This window comes from Pseudomonas cichorii, from assembly GCF_018343775.1.
GTDB lineage: Bacteria > Pseudomonadota > Gammaproteobacteria > Pseudomonadales > Pseudomonadaceae > Aquipseudomonas > Aquipseudomonas cichorii.
The window spans coordinates 2,341,506-2,363,424 of the sequence record NZ_CP074349.1 but is presented as its reverse complement, the minus strand read 5'-3'; the positions used below and the strand labels follow the sequence as shown (position 1 = coordinate 2,363,424).

21 protein-coding genes are annotated in these 21,919 nt (G+C 57.9%); 7 read left to right on the top strand and 14 right to left on the bottom strand.

The features are described from left to right. Nucleotides 1-4: 4 nt before the first annotated feature. The gene (locus tag KGD89_RS10515; protein WP_025259742.1) at nucleotides 5-550 is read left to right on the top strand and encodes a toxin-antitoxin system YwqK family antitoxin; all 546 of its coding nucleotides are present in this window, start codon (nucleotides 5-7) and stop codon (nucleotides 548-550) included. Here the strand turns inward: KGD89_RS10515 and KGD89_RS10510 are convergent, their stop codons facing one another. From KGD89_RS10510 to ptrR, 5 genes are all read right to left on the bottom strand, one after another. Continuing rightward, a complete protein-coding gene (locus tag KGD89_RS10510) occupies nucleotides 551-883 on the bottom strand; it encodes a hypothetical protein (protein WP_025259741.1) in 333 nt (110 codons plus the stop codon). It abuts the gene before it with no gap. 35 nt (nucleotides 884-918) lie between these two features. Then, complete coding sequence (locus KGD89_RS10505; protein WP_025259740.1) at nucleotides 919-1,314, bottom strand: DUF4280 domain-containing protein; 396 nt, start codon at nucleotides 1,312-1,314, stop codon at nucleotides 919-921. A gap of 61 nt (nucleotides 1,315-1,375) precedes the next feature. Next, a complete protein-coding gene (locus KGD89_RS10500; protein WP_025259739.1) occupies nucleotides 1,376-1,756 on the bottom strand; it encodes a VOC family protein in 381 nt (126 codons plus the stop codon). A 98-nt stretch (nucleotides 1,757-1,854) separates the two neighbouring features. Next, entirely contained in the window at nucleotides 1,855-2,559 is a 705-nt protein-coding gene (locus KGD89_RS10495; protein WP_025259738.1) for an alpha/beta fold hydrolase, read from the bottom strand. Nucleotides 2,560-2,624: 65 nt separating this feature from the next. Continuing rightward, a complete protein-coding gene (gene ptrR / locus KGD89_RS10490; RefSeq protein WP_025259737.1) occupies nucleotides 2,625-3,512 on the bottom strand; it encodes a putrescine utilization regulator PtrR in 888 nt (295 codons plus the stop codon). Between the two features lie 102 nt (nucleotides 3,513-3,614). Here ptrR and KGD89_RS10485 point away from each other — a divergent pair, with 102 nt between their 5' ends. Further along, the gene (locus KGD89_RS10485; RefSeq protein WP_025259736.1) at nucleotides 3,615-5,006 is read left to right on the top strand and encodes an aldehyde dehydrogenase family protein; all 1,392 of its coding nucleotides are present in this window, start codon (nucleotides 3,615-3,617) and stop codon (nucleotides 5,004-5,006) included. A gap of 203 nt (nucleotides 5,007-5,209) precedes the next feature. On the opposite strand, the gene KGD89_RS10480 is transcribed toward KGD89_RS10485, so the two are convergent. The 5 genes from KGD89_RS10480 to KGD89_RS10460 all read right to left on the bottom strand — a co-directional run bounded on the left by KGD89_RS10480 (nucleotide 5,210) and on the right by KGD89_RS10460 (nucleotide 12,099). Next, nucleotides 5,210-5,794 carry a flavin reductase family protein gene (locus KGD89_RS10480; RefSeq protein ID WP_025259735.1) on the bottom strand — a complete coding sequence of 195 codons (585 nt, stop codon included), beginning with the start codon at nucleotides 5,792-5,794 and terminating at the stop codon, nucleotides 5,210-5,212. 90 nt (nucleotides 5,795-5,884) lie between these two features. Then, complete coding sequence (fabF, locus tag KGD89_RS10475; RefSeq protein ID WP_025259734.1) at nucleotides 5,885-7,177, bottom strand: beta-ketoacyl-ACP synthase II; 1,293 nt, start codon at nucleotides 7,175-7,177, stop codon at nucleotides 5,885-5,887. Nucleotides 7,178-7,217: 40 nt separating this feature from the next. Continuing rightward, the gene (locus KGD89_RS10470; protein WP_025259733.1) at nucleotides 7,218-10,298 is read right to left on the bottom strand and encodes an efflux RND transporter permease subunit; all 3,081 of its coding nucleotides are present in this window, start codon (nucleotides 10,296-10,298) and stop codon (nucleotides 7,218-7,220) included. Next, on the bottom strand, nucleotides 10,295-11,404 hold the full coding sequence (locus tag KGD89_RS10465; RefSeq protein ID WP_025259732.1) for an efflux RND transporter periplasmic adaptor subunit: 1,110 nt from the start codon (nucleotides 11,402-11,404) through the stop codon (nucleotides 10,295-10,297). Before KGD89_RS10465 ends, KGD89_RS10470 begins: the two co-directional genes overlap by 4 nt. A gap of 80 nt (nucleotides 11,405-11,484) precedes the next feature. After that, a complete protein-coding gene (locus KGD89_RS10460; protein ID WP_025259731.1) occupies nucleotides 11,485-12,099 on the bottom strand; it encodes a TetR/AcrR family transcriptional regulator in 615 nt (204 codons plus the stop codon). 223 nt (nucleotides 12,100-12,322) lie between these two features. Between KGD89_RS10460 and KGD89_RS10455 the strand changes: the two genes are divergently transcribed. Continuing rightward, complete coding sequence (locus KGD89_RS10455; RefSeq protein ID WP_025259730.1) at nucleotides 12,323-12,922, top strand: nucleotidyltransferase family protein; 600 nt, start codon at nucleotides 12,323-12,325, stop codon at nucleotides 12,920-12,922. Here KGD89_RS10455 and KGD89_RS10450 read toward each other — a convergent pair whose 3' ends face one another. Both KGD89_RS10450 and KGD89_RS10445 read right to left on the bottom strand, forming a co-directional pair. Beyond that, a complete protein-coding gene (locus KGD89_RS10450; RefSeq protein ID WP_025259729.1) occupies nucleotides 12,923-13,411 on the bottom strand; it encodes a (R)-mandelonitrile lyase in 489 nt (162 codons plus the stop codon). A 214-nt stretch (nucleotides 13,412-13,625) separates the two neighbouring features. Beyond that, the gene (locus KGD89_RS10445; protein ID WP_025259728.1) at nucleotides 13,626-14,576 is read right to left on the bottom strand and encodes a DMT family transporter; all 951 of its coding nucleotides are present in this window, start codon (nucleotides 14,574-14,576) and stop codon (nucleotides 13,626-13,628) included. A 142-nt stretch (nucleotides 14,577-14,718) separates the two neighbouring features. Between KGD89_RS10445 and KGD89_RS10440 the strand changes: the two genes are divergently transcribed. Then, nucleotides 14,719-15,213, top strand: a complete 495-nt coding sequence (locus KGD89_RS10440; RefSeq protein WP_025259727.1) for an Lrp/AsnC family transcriptional regulator — start codon at nucleotides 14,719-14,721, stop codon at nucleotides 15,211-15,213. Nucleotides 15,214-16,007: 794 nt separating this feature from the next. Continuing rightward, complete coding sequence (mqo, locus tag KGD89_RS10435) at nucleotides 16,008-17,645, top strand: malate dehydrogenase (quinone) (RefSeq protein ID WP_025259726.1); 1,638 nt, start codon at nucleotides 16,008-16,010, stop codon at nucleotides 17,643-17,645. A gap of 92 nt (nucleotides 17,646-17,737) precedes the next feature. On the opposite strand, the gene KGD89_RS10430 is transcribed toward mqo, so the two are convergent. Further along, nucleotides 17,738-18,163: a VOC family protein gene (locus KGD89_RS10430; protein ID WP_025259725.1), complete on the bottom strand. Its 426-nt coding sequence runs from the start codon at nucleotides 18,161-18,163 to the stop codon at nucleotides 17,738-17,740. Between the two features lie 137 nt (nucleotides 18,164-18,300). On the opposite strand from KGD89_RS10430, the gene KGD89_RS10425 reads away from it, so the two are divergent. Then, a complete protein-coding gene (locus tag KGD89_RS10425) occupies nucleotides 18,301-19,173 on the top strand; it encodes a LysR substrate-binding domain-containing protein (protein ID WP_025259724.1) in 873 nt (290 codons plus the stop codon). A 79-nt stretch (nucleotides 19,174-19,252) separates the two neighbouring features. Here the strand turns inward: KGD89_RS10425 and KGD89_RS10420 are convergent, their stop codons facing one another. Further along, nucleotides 19,253-19,495 (bottom strand): hypothetical protein, encoded by a 243-nt coding sequence (locus KGD89_RS10420; RefSeq protein WP_025259723.1) that lies wholly within the window; start codon nucleotides 19,493-19,495, stop codon nucleotides 19,253-19,255. A gap of 858 nt (nucleotides 19,496-20,353) precedes the next feature. Here KGD89_RS10420 and KGD89_RS10415 point away from each other — a divergent pair. Then, nucleotides 20,354-21,814, top strand: coding sequence for a methyl-accepting chemotaxis protein (locus KGD89_RS10415; protein ID WP_450091417.1), 1,461 nt, complete (start codon nucleotides 20,354-20,356; stop codon nucleotides 21,812-21,814). Nucleotides 21,815-21,919: the final 105 nt, after the last annotated feature.

The window sequence follows — 21,919 nt, the reverse complement described above, 5'->3', positions numbered from 1 at the left end:
GAGCATGGCCAAGACAGAAACTGTGGATGTACAAAGTGGCGATGCACAGCTGGCTGGGCGTCTCAACAACGGCCAACTGGACGGGCCGTTGCGGATCGAAAAAAACGACCGCCCGCTGGCCAACCTGAATTACAGCCAGGGCGAGTTACAGGGCATGAGCCTCACCTACCATCCCAATGGCCGGGTTTCCGCACAGTTGCCTTATGTGAACGACAAGCTGCATGGCGTCGCGAATTTCTATTCGCCCGAAGGGCTGTTGCAACGCCGGGCCACCTACCGAATGGGCCTGCTGCACGGCGAGGCCAGCATTCATTACCCTGACGGACAACTGGCGGAACTGGAGCACTACAAGGACGGTGTACGCGACGGGCTGTATCAGCGTTTCCACACCAACGGCCAAGCCTCCTTCAAAGCCCGCTACCTGAACGGCCAGTTGCTGGATCAGGAACAACAATTCGCCGATGACGGCCGCCCGCTGGACGCCAAGGGCAAACCGGTTTCACGGCTGCGCTGGTGGTGGATGAATACTGTGTCACCTGCACAGTCCTGATCAGGATCTCAGATAAAACGCAAAGGACAGTCCGAGTAACTCGAAGAAGACCTGCGCGATAACAACCGCCAGAATCATCCAGACTATCGTCAGCTTGATCAGCGTCCAGGTACTTTCGCCAGTAAATCGCTTCAACCCCGCAAAGTAGATCAGCAAGCTGATGATGACGATAAACGCATATAGAAGCTTTTCAGTACCTTCAAGAGCGGCGCCCATCACCTGAAGAAAAACAACGATCAGTAGCGCCGGAATAATACCTAGCCCGACATTCATGATCCGGGAAGCCAGAACCAGAGATAACGTACTGAAAGCAATCGAGAACAGCACACCCATCCATATCGTCCTTGCAGAAAAGCGTTTTTATCAAACTAAGGAATCAACATCTGCACCTGACCCGGCATCACGATCTTGATCACCCCGGCCCAGTTGCACATCAGCATGCTGTTGGAGTCGATTGCCGGCATGCCACCCAATAACACCGTTGGCGCACCGCCCGGAATCCATGGCGAGGCTGTTGCGGGAATGCAAGGCATTGGCGTAAGCACCCCCAATGCTGCTGCCGTGGCCGCGATCACCATGGGGTTGGCCGTGCTCATGCACATTCCGAAGGTGGGAATATTGACCAACGGGATGTGATCCATGATGGTCGCCGCCGGCATGCTGCTGGTCAGCACGCGATTGGTCGGCAATACGTTCAATACGGTAGGCGCAGCGCCGAAACTGCATTGCAACGTGGCTCCGGCACAGACTTGCGGACATGACATCGGCAGGCACCCTGGGTGAAGTTCGGCTGACAAAATAGCCCAAGGCTATTAGCCCTGCCAATCACAAATACTCGGAGATCTCGATCAAATTCAAGTCAGGATCGCGAACATACACCGAACGGATCGGCCCCGCGGCACCGGTTCGCTGCACAGGCCCCTCGATTATCGGCCAGTTCTGCTGCCGAAGATGGGCGATCACTTCATCCAGAGGCCCGGCGGCGATAAAGCAGAGATCCAGCGCACCGGGCACGGGCAGATGCGCCTTGGGCTCAAATTCGTGGCCTCGCACATGCAGGTTGATCTTCTGATTGCCGAAGCGAAAGGCAACACGGCCATTGCCGAAGGTTTCCAGGCTCATGCCCATGATGCGGGTATAGAAATCCTCACAGGCTGCCGCGTCGCAAGTCGTGAGGACCAGGTGGTCCAGATGATCGATAAGCATGGTTTCTCCCTGCATAGGTCTGGGATGTAAATAACTTGCCTCGTCGCAGGCAGGCCCTCTCCCACAGTGCATTGTTCTCAAACAGCAAGTTCACAGGGTCACACCGCGTTCAGCCATTCCTGCAACAGCTCGGTGGTGCGTTCAGGGTACTCCAGAGGCGGTAGATGGCCGCATTCGGGCAGAACCACCAGACGCGAACCGGCAATGCCTTGCTGAGTGAATGCAGACTCTTCTACCGGCGTGATCTCATCGTTTTCCCCGACGACGATCAAGGTCGGTACGCTGATCGCCTCCAGAAGCGAACTGTAGTCCTGACGCTCGATGATCGCTTGCTGCTGACGGATGAAACCTTCCCTGCCAATGGCCTGCGCCATGTCCATGACCTGCTGTGCTGCGGCAGTGCCTATGCAACGAGCATGAATGATCCGGGGCAGCAAGTGAGGCGTCACGCCCATGAACTTGCCCAGCTTCGCCAGTTCCAGCAGGCCACGCCGAACCCTGGCCCGATCCTCGCTGTCTGGCCGGACCATGGTGTCGAACAAGGCCAGTGCCACCACCCGCTCGGGAGCCTGACGCATGATTTCCATCGCCACATACCCGCCCATGGACAAGGCCGCCAGGGCAAAGAACGGCGGCGCCTGTTCCAGCGTGCGCCGGGCCATTTGCGCGATGCTGTCGTCCTGGGAAAGATCCGCAACGAAAACCCTGCGTGCAGACTCGAAAGCCGCCACCTGATGAGCCCAAAGTCGCTCATCGTTCAGCAAACCGGGCAAAAGAACGAGAGGAATGTTATTGCACGCCAACGTGGCTCTCCTGGAGCAAAAGAAAAATACTCATACATGACATCTTCCGAACCTCATTCGGCACATCATTGAAGCGGCTCGTTACGAGTAGGCCCACCCCGCGCTTCCAGCAACTCCACAAACCGCGTCAGACTCTGGGAAACCGTGCCCCTGCGCCACACCAGCCAGGTTTGCAGAAAGCGGAATTGCTCGGACAACGGCCAGATGCTGACGGTGGTGCAGCCCGGCATGCTTTCAAGCATGCTGCGTGGCATCAGCGCCAGGCCCGCGCCCGCACTGACGCACGCCAGCATGCCGTGATAGGACTCCATTTCGTAGATCTTGCCCGGCACTGCGGCGTCGTCGGTGAACCAGCTCTCGAAGTGATGGCGGTATGAGCAGTTGGCGCGAAAGGCGTAGATGCTTTCGCCATTCACATCCAGCCCCCGCGTAACAGGCGCATGGTTGAGCGGCGCGATGATCACCATCTCTTCCTCGAAAACCGGTACACCTTCCAGCGCCGGATGCAGCACCGGCCCATCCACGAACGCCGCCACCAGACGTCCAGACAACACACCATCGATCATGGTGCCGGACGGCCCCGTGGACAGGTCCAGTTCGACCTTGGCGTATTGCTGGTTATAGGCCGCCAACAGCGCCGGAATACGCACCGCTGCCGTACTCTCCAGCGAGCCGAGGGAGAATGGCCCTTGGGGCTCTTCGCCGGAAATGGCCATGCGCGCCTCATCCACCAGTGCCAGGATGCGCCGGGCATAGTCCAGAAAATTCCAGCCAGCCGGTGACAGGCGCAAACGGTGCTTCTCGCGAATGAACAGCTCGACGCCCAGGTCGAGTTCCAGTTGCTTGATGCGCGTGGTCAGGTTCGAGGGCACCCGATGGATGTGCTGCGCAGCGGCGCTGATGCTGCCCTGCTCGGCGACAGCCTTGAATATTTCAAGCTGGACGAGATCCAATTCATTCTCCAAACGTGAACGATATGATCATTATTATTCAGTTTCGCAAAGCATAGCACGACGATACTCTGGCCCCATTCCCACCCACAAGAGGATGGCGTCATGACACAGATTTCCAGCCACACCCATGCAATCTCGATCAACCCGGCCAATGGTGAGCAGGTCGGCCATTATGCATTCGAGTCTGACTCGGCACTGGAAGCTGCACTTTCCCGCGCGGCTGACGGTTATGCGCTGTGGAAACGCAAGACGGTCGATGAACGCGCCCAACTGCTGATTGCGCTGGGCAAGGCATTACGCGACAACACAACGTCCATGGCGCAGATGATCACCCGGGAAATGGGCAAGCCCATCGCCCAGGCCCGTGGCGAAATCGAGAAATGCGCGCAGCTCTGCGAGTGGTACGCCAGCCATGGCCCGGCCATGCTTGCTCCGGAACCGACGCTGGTCGAAAACAACAAGGCGCGTATCGAATACCGCCCGCTTGGCCCGATCCTGGCCGTCATGCCATGGAACTTCCCGGTCTGGCAGGTGCTGCGCGGTGCCGTTCCGGTCCTGCTTGCCGGCAACACTTACGTGCTCAAACATGCGCCCAACGTGATGGGCTGCGCTTACCTGATACGCGATGCACTGCAACAGGCCGGTTTCCCGCAAGGTGTGTTTGAAGTGATCAACGTAGCTCAGGAAGGCGTATCACGCGCCATTGCCGACCCGCGCATTGCCGCCGTGACCCTGACCGGCAGCGTACGGGCCGGGACTGCGATTGGCGCACAGGCAGGTGCTGCCTTGAAGAAATGCGTACTGGAACTGGGCGGCTCCGATCCCTTTATCGTGCTCAACGATGCCGATCTGGACGAAGCGGTGAAAGCCGCCGTGATCGGTCGTTATCAGAATACCGGTCAGGTCTGTGCAGCCGCCAAACGCCTGATCGTCGAACAGGGCGTTGTCGAAGACTTCACCCGCAAGTTCGTCGACGCCACTCGCCTGCTGGCGATGGGCGACCCATCGAGCCCGGAGACGTACATCGGCCCCATGGCCCGTTTCGATTTGCGTGACGAACTGGACCAGCAGGTGCAAGCGACTCTCGCCGAAGGAGCGACCTTGCTGCTGGGCGGTAAAAAGGCCGAAGGCGCTGGCAACTTCTATGAGCCCACCGTGCTGAGCGATGTCACCGATCAGATGACGTCTTTCAGAGAGGAATTGTTCGGCCCGGTGGCGTCGATCATCACCGCCCGCGATGCCAGGCATGCACTGGAGCTGGCCAACGATAGCGAGTTCGGTCTGACCTCGACCATCTATAGCCGTAATGTCGAACTGGCTGAACAACTGGCTGACGAGCTGGAAACAGGCGGCGTGTTCATCAATGGCTATTGCGCCTCCGACCCACGCGTGGCCTTTGGCGGCGTGAAGAAAAGCGGCTTTGGTCGTGAGCTTTCACACTTCGGGGTGCGTGAGTTCTGCAACGCGAAAACCGTCTGGCTGGATCGCCGCTGATGGATTCAGGGGAGCCTTGCGCTCTAATGTCGATCAGTTAAGGTCAATGAATCACTTTGTGGGAGGCAGCTTGCTGGCGACTTTGGCAGACGCAGAATATCTGCCAGTTTCAAAGGCCCTCTCGCCAGCAAGCTGCCTCCCACAGGTTTTGTTTGTGCCTTAACTGATCGGCATTAGCCTTGCGCTCCCCTTTCTACCGCCAGTTATTCCTCGTCACTTTCAACCCGCACCAGATCGCCGATGGCGTAAAAAGTCCCGCCAGCGATGTAGTGCAGGCTACGCCAGCGCGGATCGGTCGTCTCAAATGCCCAATGGCCATCCTTGAACGCTCGCTCATCGGCCCAGGCCGCCACCACTTCACCGATGAACAGGTCATAGGTCTGCTGGTTGTGGGGCTCGGGTATGAGCTTGCAAATCAGCCAGGCCGAGCAACCCGCCACCAGTGGCATCTCGTGCCCTTCAATACGAAACAGCTCGACGCCTGATTTTTCCAGCTTGTCCGGCATAAAGGTCAGGCTTTGCGTGCCTACGTCATAGACCTGTTGCACCTGCTCCACCGTCGGCACCTGCAGAGCGAAGTAACCGCTCTTTTCGACAAGCCCACGGGTTTTGGTCATCTTGTCGATGACCACCGTAACCTTGGGCGGAGAAAAGTCCAGGGCACAGGCCCATGAAGCCGACATGACGTTATGCGTCCCGCCATGGCTGGAGGAAACCAGCACGGCAGGACCGTGATTGATCAGTCTGTAGGCCTTCTCCAGATCGACTGGGCGAATACGGTTATCCACGAAAACTCCTTCAGATCGGGCAAGCGCAAAGGGCGCATTCTACTGACTAAGGAGTATTTCTGTAGGACTAATCGCTAACCTTGCCCATTCTCAGGATGCCGACTCCCAACGACGGAAAACGACGCTGGCATTCACACCACCAAAACCGAAGCCGTTGGACAGCGCATGGGTCAGCGGCAGTTTACGGGCGGTCAGGCCGACAAGGTCCAGCCCTTCTGCCGCTTCGTCAGGGTTATTCAGGTTCAGCGTGGGCGGCACGATCTGGTCGCGCAGCGCCATTACCGTAAAGATGGCTTCAATGCCACCCGCCGCACCCAGCAGATGCCCGGTAGCGGACTTGGTCGAGGTGATTGCCACACTTGAGCCTGCACCAAACACCGAGCGGATGGCGGCCAGCTCGCCCTTGTCGCCCACTTGAGTCGAGGTGGCGTGGGCGTTGATGTGCTGAATCTCGTCCGGGTTCAGACCGGCCTGTCGCAAGGCCTGCTGCATGGCGCGCCGGGCTCCGCCGCCATCCTCGGGGCCAGCCGTCAGGTGATAGGCATCGGCGCTGGTGCCGTAGCCCACCAGTTCCGCCAGCGGCGTGGCGCCACGGGCCAAAGCGTGTTCAAGGGACTCGATGACCAATATCCCCGCACCTTCGGCCATGACAAAGCCATCACGGTCACGATCAAAGGGGCGCGAGGCCTCCTGAGGTCGCTCGGCAAACCCGGTGGACAGGGCACGAGCAGCAGCAAAGCAACCCAGGGTCACTCGGTCAATCGCAGCCTCCGTCCCACCGCACACCGCAATATCGGCCTCACCGCTTCTGATGAGCCTGGCGGCGTCGCCAATGGCTTGTACACCGGCTGCGCAAGCGGTCACCGGAGCACCGAGCGGGCCCTTGAAACCGTGCTTGATGGAAATATGCCCGGCCGCCATGTTGGCCAGGAAGGACGGCGCGGTGAATGGCGACAGCCTGCGCGGGCCACGGGCATCGGTGGTCCGCACGGCCTCGGCAATGACACCGAAACCGCCCACGCCCGATGCAATGATGGTCGCAGTGCGCTGCTGCGCGTCTTCATCGACCGGATGCCAGTTTGCCTGCTCCAGCGCCTCATGGGCGGCCACCAGTGCAAACTCGATGAAGCGATCCATCTTCTTGCGGTCCTTGGCCGAAATGAGACGGTCCGGGTCATAACCCGCAATAGCGTCTTCTTCCAGCGACGGCACTTGCCCGCCTACCGCTACGCCCGTGCCCTCGGTGATGTCCCGGGCAAGATTGCGAATACCGGACTGTCCGGCCAGCAGCCTTTCCCAGACCGCCTGCACGCCACATCCCAGTGGTCCGACAATCCCGACACCCGTCACTACGATTCGTTTTTGAGCCGTGAAATCAGTCATTCAAAACCTCTTCATTACACAATCGGCAGCAAGACACGGGTCATGCTGTCTTTTCGGTTGGCCCGGTATCAGGACGGATCCTGAACCAGATGGCGTACATGGCAGGCAGGAACACCAACGTCATGATGGTGCCGCCAAAGGTGCCGCCGATCAGGGTGTAGGCCAGCGTTCCCCAGAACACCGAATGGGTCAGCGGGATGAAAGCCAGGATTGCCGCCAGCGCCGTCAGCAGCACTGGACGGGCACGCTGCACGGTGGCTTCCACCACGGCACGGAAAGGGTCGAGCCCCTGGGCCTTGTTGTCCTGAATCTGGCCGATCAGGATCAGGGTATTGCGCATCAGGATCCCCGACAGCGCGATCAGGCCCACCAGGGCGTTGATGCCAAAGGGTTGCTGGAAAAGCAGCAGAGTCGGCACCACGCCGATCAACCCCAGCGGTGCGGTGAAAAACACCATGATCATGGCCGAGATCGACCGCACCTGAAGGATGATGATCAGCAAGGTCAGTGCAATCATGATCGGGAACAGCGGCAGCATCGCCTTGCTGGCCTTGGCCGACTCTTCGCTCGAACCTGCCTCCACGATCCGGTAGCCATCGGGCAGCGTGTCGATGACCGGTTGCAGCTGTTTCAGGACAACGCTGGACACATCAGGCGGTTGCAGGCCCTCGGCGATGTCGCCGCGCACCGTGATGGTGGGCGTGCGATCCCGGCGTCGCAGAATGGGGTCCTCCATCCGCACATCGACATCGCCCACCTGCGACAGCGGAATACGCTGCCCGGCCGAACCCACCAGGGTGAAACCGGCAATCTTCGCGGGATCGAGGCGAATGTCACCCGCTGCGCGACCTACCACCTGCACCGAGCGGATATCTTCCCGAACCGCCGTGATGGGTACACCCGTGAGCAGAAACTGCAATTGCTGCGCGACAGCATTCGACGTCAGACCCACGGCCTGCAGGCGGTCCTGATCCAGCGAAAAATGCAGCACCGGCACCAACGGTCCCCAGTCGGTATTGACGGTCCTCATCATAGGGCTCGCCTGCAATACCTTCTGAACCTGGCCAGCGATTTCGCGCAACTTCAAGGGGTCAGGCCCCATCACGCGATAGGCCACGGGGAACGGCGAATACGGACCAAACACCAGTTGAGTCACGCGGACCTGCGCCTCAGGCGCCAGCCCTTCGGCAGCCGCCTCACGGATACGGAACTTGAGGGCTTCACGTGCGTCCTGGCTGTCCGTCAGGACCACAATCTTGGCAAAGGATGGATCAGGCAGTTCCGGCGCCATGGCCAGATAGAAACGCGGCGCGCCCTGGCCGATATAAGACGTGACGATCCGGGCTTCCTTCTGCTTTTGCAGCCAGGCTTCGACCTTGGCAACAGCAGCGCTGGTCTGCTCGATGGAGGTGCCGTATGGCATCTGCACTTCGATCAGCACTTCCGGCCGGTCGGAAGTCGGGAAGAACTGTTTCTTGACCAGCCCCATACCGACAATCGCCACCACAAAGGCCCCGATTACCGTACCGGCGACCAGCCATTTACGCGCAATGACGTTTCTCAGGAAGCCGCGAAAACGGTTGTAGTTGGGCGTGTTGTAGATCGCCTCATGACCGCCCTCCACCTGCTTGAGCTCCGGCAGCAGCTTCACACCCAGGTAAGGCGTGAACACCACGGCGACAACCCAGGACGCAATAAGCGCAATGCCGACGATCCAGAACATGTTGCTGGTGTATTCACCAGCCGTGGACTGGGCAAAACCGTTGGGCATGAAGCCGATGGCGGTCACCAGCGTGCCGGAGAGCATGGGCGCCGCGGTATGGCTCCAGGCATAGGCCGATGCGGCCATGCGGCTGTAGCCCTCCTCCATTTTCACCACCATCATTTCGATTGCGATGATTGCGTCGTCCACCAGCAAACCCAGCGCCAGGATCAGCGAGCCCAGGGTGATACGGTCGAAATTCTTGCCGGTGGCCGCCATCACCACGAATACCACCGCCAGCGTCAAAGGCACGGCAGCCGCCACCACGACACCCACGCGCCAGCCCATGCTGAGGAAACAGACCAGCATCACCACCAGCAAGGCGATGAAGAACTTGACCATGAACTCATCGACCGATGAACTGATGTTCACCGATTGGTCGGTCACCTTGCTCAAGGTCATGCCCAGCGGCATGCCGTCATTGATTTTCGTGGTTTCCGCGTCCAGGGCCTTGCCCAGGTCCAGGCCGTTCCAGCCTTCGCGCATCACGACGCCCAGCAACAAGGCTGGCTCTCCGTTATTGCGTACCTGGAAGGTCGCCGGGTCTTCATAACCGCGCTCGACCGTCGCTACGTCCGACAGCTTCAGGGTGCGGCCCTGCACCGAAACCGGTGTGTCACGAATCTTTTTCAGCCTGTCGAAAGCGCCGTCCAGGCGCAGAAAGACCTGCGGCCCCAGTGTTTCAATCGAACCGGCCGGGGTGAGCACGTTCTGGCTGTTCAGGGCTGAGAAAATCTCCTGAGGAGAAATGCCCAGCGTCGCGAGGCGATCATGGGAGAAGGACACAAAGATGCGCTCGGCCTGCTCCCCAATGATGTTGACCTTTTTCACGCCCGGCACGTGCAGCAGACGCTGGCGCAGCGACTCGGCATCGCGCACCAACAGCCGTTGCGGCTCGCCTTTGGCTTTGAGGGCAAACAGCGCGAAGGTCACATCGGAAAATTCGTCATTGACCATGGGACCGATGACACCTGTCGGCAAGAGCCTGGCTTCGTCACCGATCTTCTTGCGCGCCTGATAGAACTCTTCCTGCACTTGCGAAGGTGGCGTGCTGTCGAGCAGCGACAGCATGGTGAAAGCCATGCCCGGGCGCGTGTAGGTTTCCGACCGATCGTACCAGCGCAGTTCCTGCAGGCGCTTTTCCAGCGGCTCGGCGACCTGATCCTGCATTTCCTGCGCCGTCGCACCCGGCCATACGGTGATCACCGTCATCTGCTTGACCGTGAACGGCGGGTCTTCCGCACGTCCCAGGCCGAAGAAGGCCAGGATCCCGGCAGCGGAAATCAGAAAGATCAGGAACAGCGTGATAGAGCGCTCGCGAACGGCGAGCGCCGACAGATTGAAACGCCCCTCGCTCATGGCTGGCTCCCGACGACTCTGGTATCCAGTGTTTCGCTCAGCCGGACCTGATCGCCGTCATGCAGCAGATGGGCTCCCAATGCCACCACTTGCTCGCCGGCCTTGAGATTGCCGGTTATCCGTACCACATCGTCATGCAGGGCAAGCACCTGAACGGGTTGCCAGCTCACCTTCAAAGGCTTGCCGGAGATGGTCCACACGCCGGTGCCGGTGCCCGGATCGTAAAGTGCACCCATGGGGATTTGAAGAGCTTGAGCGGACGCTGCGCCATAAGCGATCTGCAGACTGACCGTCGCCCCCAGCGGTGCGCTGGCCATCGCGCCCTCAAGCACATACCTCGCCTCGAAAGTACGGGTCACGGGATCGGCGGCGTTGGAGAGCAGACGCAATTTCGCAGGCACTGCACCGAGACTGCTGCCATACAGAGTGGCTTGTGCCACGGAGCCCACAGCCGGGCGCAGGGTTTCGGGCAAGTGCACGATGGCCTCACGCTGCCCCGCCCGCGCCAGCCTCACCACCGGTTGCCCGGCACTGACAACCTGACCTGGCTCGGCCAGGGTTTCCACCACGACGCCATCGGCGTCAGCCAGCAGAACGGCATAGCTGGTGGCGTTGCGGGCCACATTGGCCTGGGCTTGGGCAGCACTGAGTTGCGCCTTGGCCGAATCCGCCGCCGCTTTTATCTGGGCGTAGGTAGAAGCCGAAACGGCGCCGGTAGCGACCAGATTCCGATACCGCGCTTCGTCGTCGACCGCCTGCCTGGCCACTGCTTGCGCGGCAGTGACCGCGTCTTGCTGTGCCTTGGCCTGCAGGCCGAGGTCTACCGGGTCGATACGCATCAGCGGCTGACCTTGCCGGACGCTCTGGCCGGTATCGACCAGGCGCTCAAGCACCTTGCCCGAGACACGAAAACCCAGATCGCTCTGAATCCGCGCCGCAACGGTGCCGGTAAAGGAACGCGAAATATCCGTTGATTCCTGAACCGCAGCGACCCTGACCAGCGGCGCTTGAAGGCGTGGATCAGGGGCGACGGAGGAGTCGCCACACCCTGTCAGGAAGAGCGGCAGCAAACAAAAGGCAACGACAGCAGATCGGCGACGGGACATGAGGGCACGGGCTCAGATAGATGATCCAGAGCCAGATTCTCATTCTAGTGACCAATTAAGTCAATAGTCACAACTTCAAGCTAAGGCGCCATGCTGCGCAATATCAATGCCGACAGATGGACGGTTGTCTCCTCGGCACGATCAAGGCTGTACTGCAACAACACGGGGTTGATGTAGGGCCACATCACCAGATAAATGGCATTGCTCACCTCATCCAGCGGCGTCTTGCGCTCGAACTCGCCCGCTTCCCGGCCTTCCCGGACAATCTGCTCGATCAACTGCCGCAGCCGCACTTCATGCCCACGCGCCGAAGGCCACTGATCCCTGGCCGAAACAGCGGCAATGTCAAAGAGCTTGCGATCATGAAAAAACAGGCTGCTGCCCGCCTCCACCAAGGCCTTGAGCATTCGTCGCAGCTTTTCGGAAGCGGTCGGCGCATCCACCACGGCGGCATTGACGATTTCCATGATGGCGGCCAGACGATTGGTACAAATCACCTCACCGATAGCCTGTTTGGAATCGAAGAACTTGTAGATATAGGCCTTGGAAAAGCCGATGGCACGGGCCAGGTCGGACACCGTGGTTTTCTCGTAACCATAATGGCCGAAGTGCTCGGTGGCGGCTTCGACGATCTGGTCACGAACGTTATGATCCAAAGGACCACGCGAAGGGGATACATTCTGTTTTTCAGTCATTTTTCCAGCCTGGCTTGCGTGACCTTGATTGATAAATAGTGACTATATTGTGATTTGGTCATGAATTTCCATCTTTCAGACAGAACGGCCACACTGTCCATACAAAACCATCTGCCTATTCATGAAAACAGCTCATGACAGCATCCCGCTTGCGGGCTTAATGAATCCCTGTGCGTCTTCTATGATGCCTGTTCAACTCTGTTCCTGCTCTCAAGGACTCCGGATGAATGAGTCTGCACCCCACGTAATCGGCCTCATATTGGCTGCCGGACGCAGCCGACGCTTTGCGGACGACAAGCGCCGGGCGCTGCTGCCCGACGGGCGCAGCATGCTGCAAGCCAGCATCGACACTGCCAGACAGTCCTTCAATGAGGTCTGGGTGGTGCTGCGCGACGATGACGATGCGCAAGCGCTGGGGATTGTGCCCGATGTCGGCATCGTGCGCAGCGAACAGGCCGATCTGGGGATGGGACACAGCCTGGCCAGCGGCATCGAAGCACTGATGCCCTCGCCCGCCATCGCAGTCGCCATCCTGCTTGCCGACATGCCCTGGCTGCAAACGGCGACCCTGCGAAGCCTTGTGCAACTGGCCGACCCGCAGCGGATCGCACAGCCGGTGTATGCAGGACAGCGCGGCCATCCGGTGATCATCGGTCGTCAATTATGGCCAGAACTGCTGCTGCTCGAAGGCGATCAGGGTGCCAGAAAACTGCTGACAGCCAATGCCTCGGTTTGCGACCTCATGGCAACCGATGATCCCGGCACCGTGCGCGACGTTGATACGCCGGAACAGATTCGGCAGGATCTTCCAAACGCTCGATAATCACTTATCCAGCGCAGTCGCCTGAGCGTATTCCTGATCGCTGACCTGTTGCATCCAGTCCACGACCTTGCCATCCAGAACCTCGGCAATCGCGATGTGGGTCATGCCGGTTTTCGCCGTCGCGCCATGCCAGTGCCGGGTATGAGGTGGAATCCATACCGTATCGCCAGGCCGGATGGTCCTGATCGGCTGCCCCTGCTGCTGGACCAGCCCCGTACCTGCAGTGACGATCAGGGTCTGACCCAGTGGATGGGTATGCCATGCCGTGCGAGCGCCCGGCTCGAAGGTGACTGTCGCACCACTGACGCGTGCATCGCCTGTGCCCTTGAAAGGAGCATCCACGCGCACCTGGCCGGTGAAGTAATCCGTTGGCCCCTTGGCCGAAGGCTGAGAGCCGTTTTGAGTGACAGTCACAACCGGACTCGTCTCGCTATGGGCCTCGGCAGCCAGAAGAGAAAGGGAAAGTGCTGTTGCTGCGAGCGTCTTCAAAGACAGTCCTCCATCTATATGGATGAGCGCTCCGCGGGGCATGAGGGACTTCAATCAGAGAGTGCCTGGCTCATGCCCACTCTGTAAGCGGCTGCGTCGAGTGTGCCGAATCCCTTTGCGGTGACACGACACGCCCAATCTATCAACCTCAAGAGACAGTGATTAGTCGGCTGAATCCGCTAACCGCCATGAGCCAGTTTCATTAATCGGTGAATCAGGCTGCGCTGGAACGTTTGACCGTCACGATCAGGATGCCGCCGATGATCGCCATGATCCCGACAATCAACGTCATCGTCAGTTGCTCGCCCATGAAGACCACCGACATCAACAACCCCACGACCGGTACACCGAGCATAGCCGTCGACATGCTGGTGCTGGAAAGCCACATGCTGGCCGCATTGACCGCACAAAAGCAGAACGCTGTTGCCAGAGGCCCCATGAAAATCAGGATCTCCCACAGGGTTCTCGAGCCATCGCCAGTGAATGGCCCTTCCGTGAAGTAAGCCAGCGCGATCAGGGGAATGGTGGCAACCAGCATCTGCCAAGGGGCCAGTTGGTAAGCACTGGCGGTGTTCTTTGAGTAGCGCAGATGCAGGATGCACATTGCCCAGCAGAATGAAGCCGCCAGCAGCATCAGATTGGCTTTCACCAGGGCTCCGTTGCCCCAGTCCAGCGTCAGGGGATTGAACAGGACACAGACACCGACGCCGCCCAGCAGTGTGCCGATCAGTTGCCGCGTGGACAGTTTTTCACGCAGGAACATGACGGCAATCGGCGTCACCCACAAGGGCGTGGTGTAGGCCAGGACGGCAGAGCGCCCGGCCGGCACCTGAGTCATGGCAATCGCGCCCAGCACGGTAAAGGTCAGCATTTGCAGCAGACCGACACTCAGGATCAGCGGCAGATCCTGCCGGGTGGGCAGCCGCAGCTTGCCGGTCACCAGTTGCAATGCCAGCAGACAGGCTGCACCGCTCGCAAAGCGCAGGGTCGAAAACCAGACCGGCGTGATGTGCTCAAGGCCCGCCTTCATGACCGGCCAGTTGGCACCCCAGATCAGGATCGCCATGATCAGCAAAAGCACACCCTTGGCCTTGGGCGAAGACACCAGGCCCTGCGCATGAGCCGGGTCGTTCACCAGGGCACTGTGCTTGCTTGCGTCTGACATGGTTTCCCTCTTCTGAACGAGTGCTTCGAGGGAAAAATTTTAACTGGCGTATCGGGAGAAAGTTTCTCCCTTCTTGGCTATCAATCCATCAGATCAAAGATGTAATCTCTGCCAAATCACGATTTTGCAGAGGTTTATTCTTTTGAAAAAACTGGATCGAACCGATATAAGCATTCTGAACACGCTGCAGCAGGACGCCGGGATCACCAATGCGGATCTGGGACGCTCGGTCAACCTCTCGCCCACGCCCTGCTTCAACCGGGTCAAGGCCATGGAGGAAGCGGGCCTGATCAAAGGCCAGGTGACGCTGCTGGACCCTCAGGTATTGGGCCTGCATCTCAATGTATTCATCCATGTCAGCCTGGAAAAACAGGTCGAAAATGCCTTGCGCTTGTTCGAGCAGGCTGTGGCCGACCGCCCGGAAGTGATGGAATGCTATCTGATGACCGGAGATGCCGATTATCTGCTGCGCATTCTGGTGGCCAATATTCAGGACCTGGAACGTTTCATCCTGGATCACCTGTCGAAGATTCCGGGGGTCGCGAATATCCGTTCCAGCTTCGCTCTCAAGCAGGTGCTTTACAAAACGGCGTTGCCACTGCCACCCAACGGGCTGACCCTGACCGACCCCAGATAACCTGCGTCATCAGTCAGCGCGTCACGGCGAAGAAAACAGCCCTAAACTTCGGACCAGACAGGCCGAAACAAGAAAGACAGGCGCTTTCAGACGCCGCAAAGGGCAAAAAAACGCCTTTGTGTGCCCGGCCAATCGCCGATCAGACCGCAATACTGGATACATTCAGTAATATTTAGCGTGCTATCGATAGCAGGAAAACGTACTGATCGTTACGTGAACGGCGCGCAAAAAGCAGTTTCTGGATGACATCAGGCACGACAGAGTAGGCAGGATAAGGCTCTAGAACGTGATGGCACCTCGCGCCAGAGGTTCACATTATGCGAAAATGCAGCGTCATCGCCGACTTGGAGCGCCAGCCAGAACATGGCAGCATGCGCGCCCTCGCCGAGTCTGACGATGATGAGCTTATGACACGCAGGTCACCGTAGCATGTCGCAGCAGCCTTGATGACGGACAAGACACCACAGACGTGTCTATGAATACCGACTCCGTGTCGGAACTCCGTGAGGAAGCTGATGGGCATGGCTTGCGCGTGCAGGGAGGATGTCTTCGCTGCGCATGGAGCCATACCAACAGAACTATGTGTCACTCAAGCCGCTGAAGCCAATGATGATAAGAAGTCAGCGCAGGAGGACATAGAAAGTGAGGTCTAAAGCGTTATTGTATTGGCCTTGTATGTCCACCTCTAGTCCTTGTGGGTGCGAGAGTTTGTCGCATGCGGCATAGCATGCGACACGCCAAAGCTCCTGCTACAGAACCTGAGGGCGGATGGCGTTTATCATATGGATCACAGTATGTTGAAGAAAATGAACACGGCTCTGCTGGGGCTGGCTATGTCGATGGGTCTCATGCCCTTGCATGCGGCTGAAGCAAAAAAAGTAGACGTTTTGCTCATCGGGGGAGGAATAATGAGTTCGACCCTGGGTATCTGGCTCAATGAGCTGGAGCCAGGCTGGTCGATCGAAATGGTTGAACGTCTTGATGGTGTAGCCCAGGAAAGCTCGAACGGCTGGAACAACGCCGGTACGGGTCACTCTGCCCTGGCCGAGCTGAACTACACGCCAGAAAAAGACGGCAAGATCGACGTCTCCAAGGCCATCGAAATCAACGAATCCTTCCAGATCTCCCGCCAGTTCTGGGCGTGGCAGGTCAAGAACGGTGTGTTGAAAAACCCGCGTTCGTTCATCAACTACACCCCGCACATGAGCTTCCTGTGGGGCGAAAAGAACATCTCGTTCCTGAAACGCCGCTATGACGCCCTGAAGGTCAACCCTCTCTTCAGCGCCATGCAGTACTCCGAAGATCAGGAGCAGATCAAGAAGTGGGTTCCGCTGATGATGGAAGGGCGTGACCCGAACCAGAAAATCGCGGCGACCTGGACTCCGATCGGTACCGACGTGAACTTCGGCGAAATCACTCGCCAGTTCGTGGGCCATCTGAAAAACCAGCCTAACTTCAATCTGCAACTGTCGAGCGAAGTCGAAGACATCAAGCGTAATGCTGATGGCTCGTGGCGCGTGTCCTACAAGAACCTGAAAGACGGTAAAGAAACCGAAACCGACGCCAAGTTCGTATTCATCGGCGCGGGCGGCGGTGCACTGCACCTGCTGCAAAAGTCCGGTATTCCTGAAGCCAAGGAATACGGTGCCTTCCCTGTCGGCGGTTCATTCCTCGTGACCGAAAACCCACAGATCGCTGACCTGCACATGGCCAAGGCCTATGGTCAGGCTTCGGTTGGCGCACCTCCGATGTCGGTTCCTCACCTGGACACCCGCGTACTGGATGGCAAGCGCGTTATCCTGTTTGGCCCATTCGCGACCTTCTCCACGAAGTTCCTGAAAGAAGGCTCTTACCTGGACCTGCTGACCAGCACCACCCTGCACAACGTCTGGCCAATGACCCGAGTCGGCATCAAGGAATACCCACTGGTTGAGTACCTTGCCGGCCAGTTGATGCAGTCCGATGACGATCGCTTCGCAGCCCTGAAAGAATACTTCCCTAACGCCAAGAAAGAAGACTGGCGTCTGTGGCAGGCAGGTCAGCGCGTTCAGATCATCAAGCGTGATGAAGAGAAAGGCGGCGTCCTGAAACTGGGTACCGAGATTGTCAGCGCCAAGGACAACAGCCTTGCCGGCCTGCTGGGTGCATCGCCAGGTGCATCGACCGCAGCTCCGATCATGCTGGGCGTTCTCGAGAAGGTCTTCAAAGACAAGGTTGCAACCCCTGCCTGGCAGGAAAAGCTGCACCAGATCATCCCAAGCTACGGCACCAAGCTGAACGATCATCCTGATCAGGTTGCCAAGGAATGGGCTTACACCAGCGAAATCCTGCAACTTCCAGCACCTCCAGCTGTTGGCGCTGCAGCACCGGCTCCGGCAGCAACACCTGCCAAGCCACGCGAAAGCAACGCAGCGACTGATATGGCGCTGTAATGCCAAAGCCCCATCAAACCTGGTTTGATGGGGCTTTTTTCTGCAGCCGGGAAATACCGCTTTACCGCCTCCCCTACCTTCCCTCCTGACTCCTACTTCGCGAACAACTGCCCCATATCCTTGAACGCCTTGAACTCCAGTGCGTTGCCACAAGGGTCCAGCAGAAACATCGTCGCCTGCTCACCCACCTGCCCCTTGAACCGGATGTAAGGCTCGATCACGAAACGAGTCTCGAACGACCTCAAACGCTCGGCAAGCGCTTCCCACTGCTCCCACTGCAATACGATGCCAAAGTGCGGAACAGGCACGTCATGTCCGTCCACCGGATTGCTATGCGCACTTTCCTGCACCGCGTTCTTCGGCGCTTCGTGAATCACCAGTTGGTGGCCATAGAAATTGAAATCGACCCAATGATCGCTGGAGCGCCCTTCTTCCAGACCAAAAACCTGACCATAGAAGGAACGCGCAGCCGCAAGATCGTAAACGGGGATCGCAAGGTGAAAGGGAGAAAGACTCATCAGAAACTCCAGGCTCTTGGTTTTTATCAACCGGAAGGTTTTGCTTCCCGTTGTTTATGTACTGGAGAAATCATAGAAGTAGCGACCCAACAATAAAATCAATATATATTTCTCAGATATACAAAAGAGATTTATCAATGATTCGTGAGCTGAAGACCCTTGTCGCAGTCGCACAGGAAGGCACCTTCGCCGCCGCCGGAAACCGCATAGGCCTGACTCAGGCCGCCGTCAGCGCACAGATGCAACGTCTCGAAACCGAACTTGGCTATCAGCTATTCGACCGCAAGGGCCGCTCGGCACAGCTCAATCGAATGGGACATCAGACCCTCCTGCAAGCCCAGGAACTGATCCGCCTCTACAACAACCTTGGCTCGACAGCCAGCGGACAACCCGAGAGCGTACTGGTCAACATCGGCGCAATTGCCTCGGTCCAGCGCTCACTGCTCCCCGACGCACTGGCAGCCTTTCACCGCCAATGGCCACAGTGCCGCACCCGCGTGATACCCGGCGTCTCCATGCAACTGCTTAACCTGGTGGATGCTGGCGAGATCGACATGACCGCCATCATCCGTCCACCGTTCGCACTGCAAAGCGACCTGCGCTGGACCGCCCTGGCCAGCGAACCCTATCGCCTGATCGCCCCGAGCCACCTACCCGGCGATGACTGGGCCGAACTGCTGTCCACCCAGCCCCTGATCCGCTACGACCGCACCTCGTTCGGCGGCCGACAGGTCGACCGCTTCCTGCGCCAGATGCACTTCACCCTGCGCGAAGCCTGCGAGCTGGACGAACTGGAAGCCATCATCAAACTGGTCGCCAATGGCCTAGGCGTGGCACTGGTTCCGCAAACAGCCGATCACAGGCAATGGCCTGCCGAAGTGCGGGCGCTGGATTTAGGCGCGCATACGTTTCATCGCGATGTGGGGTTGGTGCATCGGACCAGAGAGAGCTTGAGCGAGCCGGTGAGGTTGTTGATTGAGCTGGTTGAGGGACGGGTGCAAGGCACGTGACGCAGACCATCACGCAAATGACAGATCTTGCTGCAGCCGCACACATTCAGCGCGCGACTGCAGCTTCCATTACGACATTTCAGCGGCAAGGCAGCCCGGTATCATCGCACGCCTTGTTGATGCGCAAACCACTGCTGCTCAGGCGACTGGCGACCTGCAGCGGCATCGCCGTGGAGCTCCTGACTCCGGCCTTGGCCGCATCCCGAGCCTGGACCTGGGCATATTTACCTTCCTGGACAGAAACAGGTTGCTGACTGACAGCAGCAAACGCCATTCCTTGCAAACCGATCACGGCTGCGGTAGTGACCATGAGCTTTTTCAATACGGACTTACCTGTTACTCGATTCATGATGCTTCCTCTCGATAGCTTGATATTGAGTTGATGCGAGTAAGGCTTTTTGTTTTCTTGCTGGCAGAGCTGGCTGCCGTGGGAGAATGTATCCTCGGAATCATGAATATTTATATACAGAGACACATGAATAATATTTTACTTGACAAAAATAAAAACATAAAAACATAAAAACAGCACAAAATCCTGACCGGAAAAAATCATCAAACCAGCTACCACTCAAGCCAACCCATCTTCAGCACCGCAGACAGCCGATAACTGACAACTAAGTTGGCGCACCAGAACCGAGCATATATAACTTACGGAGAAACCGGTTAGTGCACGAGACAAGGAAGTACGAGCAAGTCGACAAGGTATTGCTCGATCTAATTGAAGGAAAATTAAAAAGACCATGCCCTGATATCAAGCCAAATGAATGCCGCAAACTTTCTCTTCAGCAAGCGACACCCACTCCACAACCACCATAAATCAATGACTTATTGAATAAAAACTAAAATTCTTGTTTTAATCCTTATGCCCCCAACTCCTGGGACAATACAAAATCCCTCCATTCCTGCTCTAAAGTTAACAGCCAGACAGACGATAATAAGTCGTTGCCCGCCCCCCCACCATCAAATTAATGAAAAAACCAAGCACCCCCACCAACAATGGCTAACTCAGGAGTAGCCCATGTTTAAAAAACTCAGCATTTCTCAGAAACTTTACTTAAGTTTCGCTACTGTCAGCGTCATTATTTCCATATTGGTGGTGGGTGCCTATCGGGGTTTTGAGCAAGTCCAGGATGCCACGAACAGCAATATTCACACCTATCAGGTCCTCAGCGATACGCAACTGGCCCTTGAACAACTGGTCAACATCGAAACCGGCATGCGAGGCTTCGTCATCTCTTCAAAGGATTCGTTTCTGGAACCGTTGATCGTGGGAGAAAAAAGCTTCTCTGAAAAGCTTCAGTCACTCAAACAGCTGACAGCTGACAATCCGGATCAGCAACGGCGCCTCGCCCTGCTGGAGGAAACCCAAAAACGCTGGATAAACGAAGATATCAATCCAATCATTGCGCTGCGCAAGGACCTGACAGCACGCGACATGCCCGACGATGAACTGGACAAGCGCATTACGTCAGGTGCCGACAAAGCCAAGATGGACAGCATGCGCGCCACCCTGGCCGAGATCAAAGGAGCAGAGAACCAACTGCTGGAAAAAAGAAGCCAGCACATGAAGAGCTCGAAGGAGCTTGCCCTCATGATCCTGATCTGGGGAGGCCTTGCCGCCGTCGCACTCTCTCTTTTTCTGGCTGCCACCCTAGGGCGCAGCACCACGGCGCGCCTGCAAATGGCCATCGATGCTGCCACCGCAATTGCCAATGGCAAGCTGGATACAGCCATCGACACCAGCAGTCATGACGAACTGCCGAAAGCCTTCGATCGCATGCAGAATCGCTTGCGCGAAACGATCCAGCAGATAAACCAGGCGGCGAATCAACTGGTCGTTGCCGTGCAACAGATTTCAGGTGCCTCCACACAATTGTCCGGAGCCATTCAGGAACAATCGACATCAGCCTCGATGATGGCCGCCACCATCGAAGAGCTGACCGTAAGCATCCATCATGTTTCCGAAAACGCCGATGAAGCCCACCAGATCGCCAGCCATTCGGGACAGCAATCCAGGGAAGGTGCACACGTCATCGAAAACACGCTTTCCAGCATGAGCGGCATAGCCAAGACGGTACAGCATTCATCTGCCCAGGTCGCCGATCTTGGTCAGCATTCGGAACACATTTCGTCGATTATCGGCGTGATTCAAGGCATCGCAGACCAGACCAACCTCCTGGCACTCAATGCCGCCATCGAAGCAGCCCGTGCCGGAGAACAAGGTCGCGGTTTCGCAGTGGTTGCCGATGAGGTGCGCCTGCTGGCACAGAACACCGGCAAGTCGACCAAGGAAATCGCAGGCATGATCGAGAAGATTCAGGCTGGGGTTCGCGAAACGGTAGAAACCATGCGCAATGGCGTAGAGGAAGTGAACCAGGGCGTGACCATGGCCGGAACTGCCGGCCAGGCCATCATCGAAATCCGCGACAGCTCCAGCAAAGTACTGCATGTAGTCGATCAGATTTCCTTCGCCCTTCGCGAACAGACTGCCGCCAGCCAGGACGTGGCCCGAAGCGTAGAACGCTCGGCGCAAATGGCCGAACAGAACAACCAATCGATTCAGGAACTGCTCAAGACCAGCAGCAACCTGGACAACCTCGCGACGGGCCTGCAACGGGAAGTGGCCAAGTTTCAGGTCTGAGCCCTGAAGACCCAGGCTTCTGCACCAGTCAGAAGCCTGGGCCAGTATCCGCACATTGCAAGCTCAGCCCCTGACGAAACTCCAAGAACGAGAAGCCGAGAACCG

What these genes read in the sequence shown, in the direction of transcription:
- KGD89_RS10515 (WP_025259742.1), top strand. Translation starts at nt 5, where the DNA reads ATGGCCAAGACAGAAACTGTGGATGTACAAAGTGGCGATGCACAGCTG.
- mqo (WP_025259726.1), top strand. Translation starts at nt 16,008, where the DNA reads ATGTTGAAGAAAATGAACACGGCTCTGCTGGGGCTGGCTATGTCGATG.
- KGD89_RS10465 (WP_025259732.1), bottom strand. Translation starts at nt 11,404, where the DNA reads ATGTCCCGTCGCCGATCTGCTGTCGTTGCCTTTTGTTTGCTGCCGCTC.
- KGD89_RS10455 (WP_025259730.1), top strand. Translation starts at nt 12,323, where the DNA reads ATGAATGAGTCTGCACCCCACGTAATCGGCCTCATATTGGCTGCCGGA.
- KGD89_RS10445 (WP_025259728.1), bottom strand. Translation starts at nt 14,576, where the DNA reads ATGTCAGACGCAAGCAAGCACAGTGCCCTGGTGAACGACCCGGCTCAT.
- KGD89_RS10510 (WP_025259741.1), bottom strand. Translation starts at nt 883, where the DNA reads ATGGGTGTGCTGTTCTCGATTGCTTTCAGTACGTTATCTCTGGTTCTG.
- KGD89_RS10425 (WP_025259724.1), top strand. Translation starts at nt 18,301, where the DNA reads ATGATTCGTGAGCTGAAGACCCTTGTCGCAGTCGCACAGGAAGGCACC.
- KGD89_RS10470 (WP_025259733.1), bottom strand. Translation starts at nt 10,298, where the DNA reads ATGAGCGAGGGGCGTTTCAATCTGTCGGCGCTCGCCGTTCGCGAGCGC.
- KGD89_RS10460 (WP_025259731.1), bottom strand. Translation starts at nt 12,099, where the DNA reads ATGACTGAAAAACAGAATGTATCCCCTTCGCGTGGTCCTTTGGATCAT.
- KGD89_RS10500 (WP_025259739.1), bottom strand. Translation starts at nt 1,756, where the DNA reads ATGCTTATCGATCATCTGGACCACCTGGTCCTCACGACTTGCGACGCG.
- KGD89_RS10430 (WP_025259725.1), bottom strand. Translation starts at nt 18,163, where the DNA reads ATGAGTCTTTCTCCCTTTCACCTTGCGATCCCCGTTTACGATCTTGCG.
- KGD89_RS10505 (WP_025259740.1), bottom strand. Translation starts at nt 1,314, where the DNA reads ATGTCATGTCCGCAAGTCTGTGCCGGAGCCACGTTGCAATGCAGTTTC.
- KGD89_RS10485 (WP_025259736.1), top strand. Translation starts at nt 3,615, where the DNA reads ATGACACAGATTTCCAGCCACACCCATGCAATCTCGATCAACCCGGCC.
- fabF (WP_025259734.1), bottom strand. Translation starts at nt 7,177, where the DNA reads ATGACTGATTTCACGGCTCAAAAACGAATCGTAGTGACGGGTGTCGGG.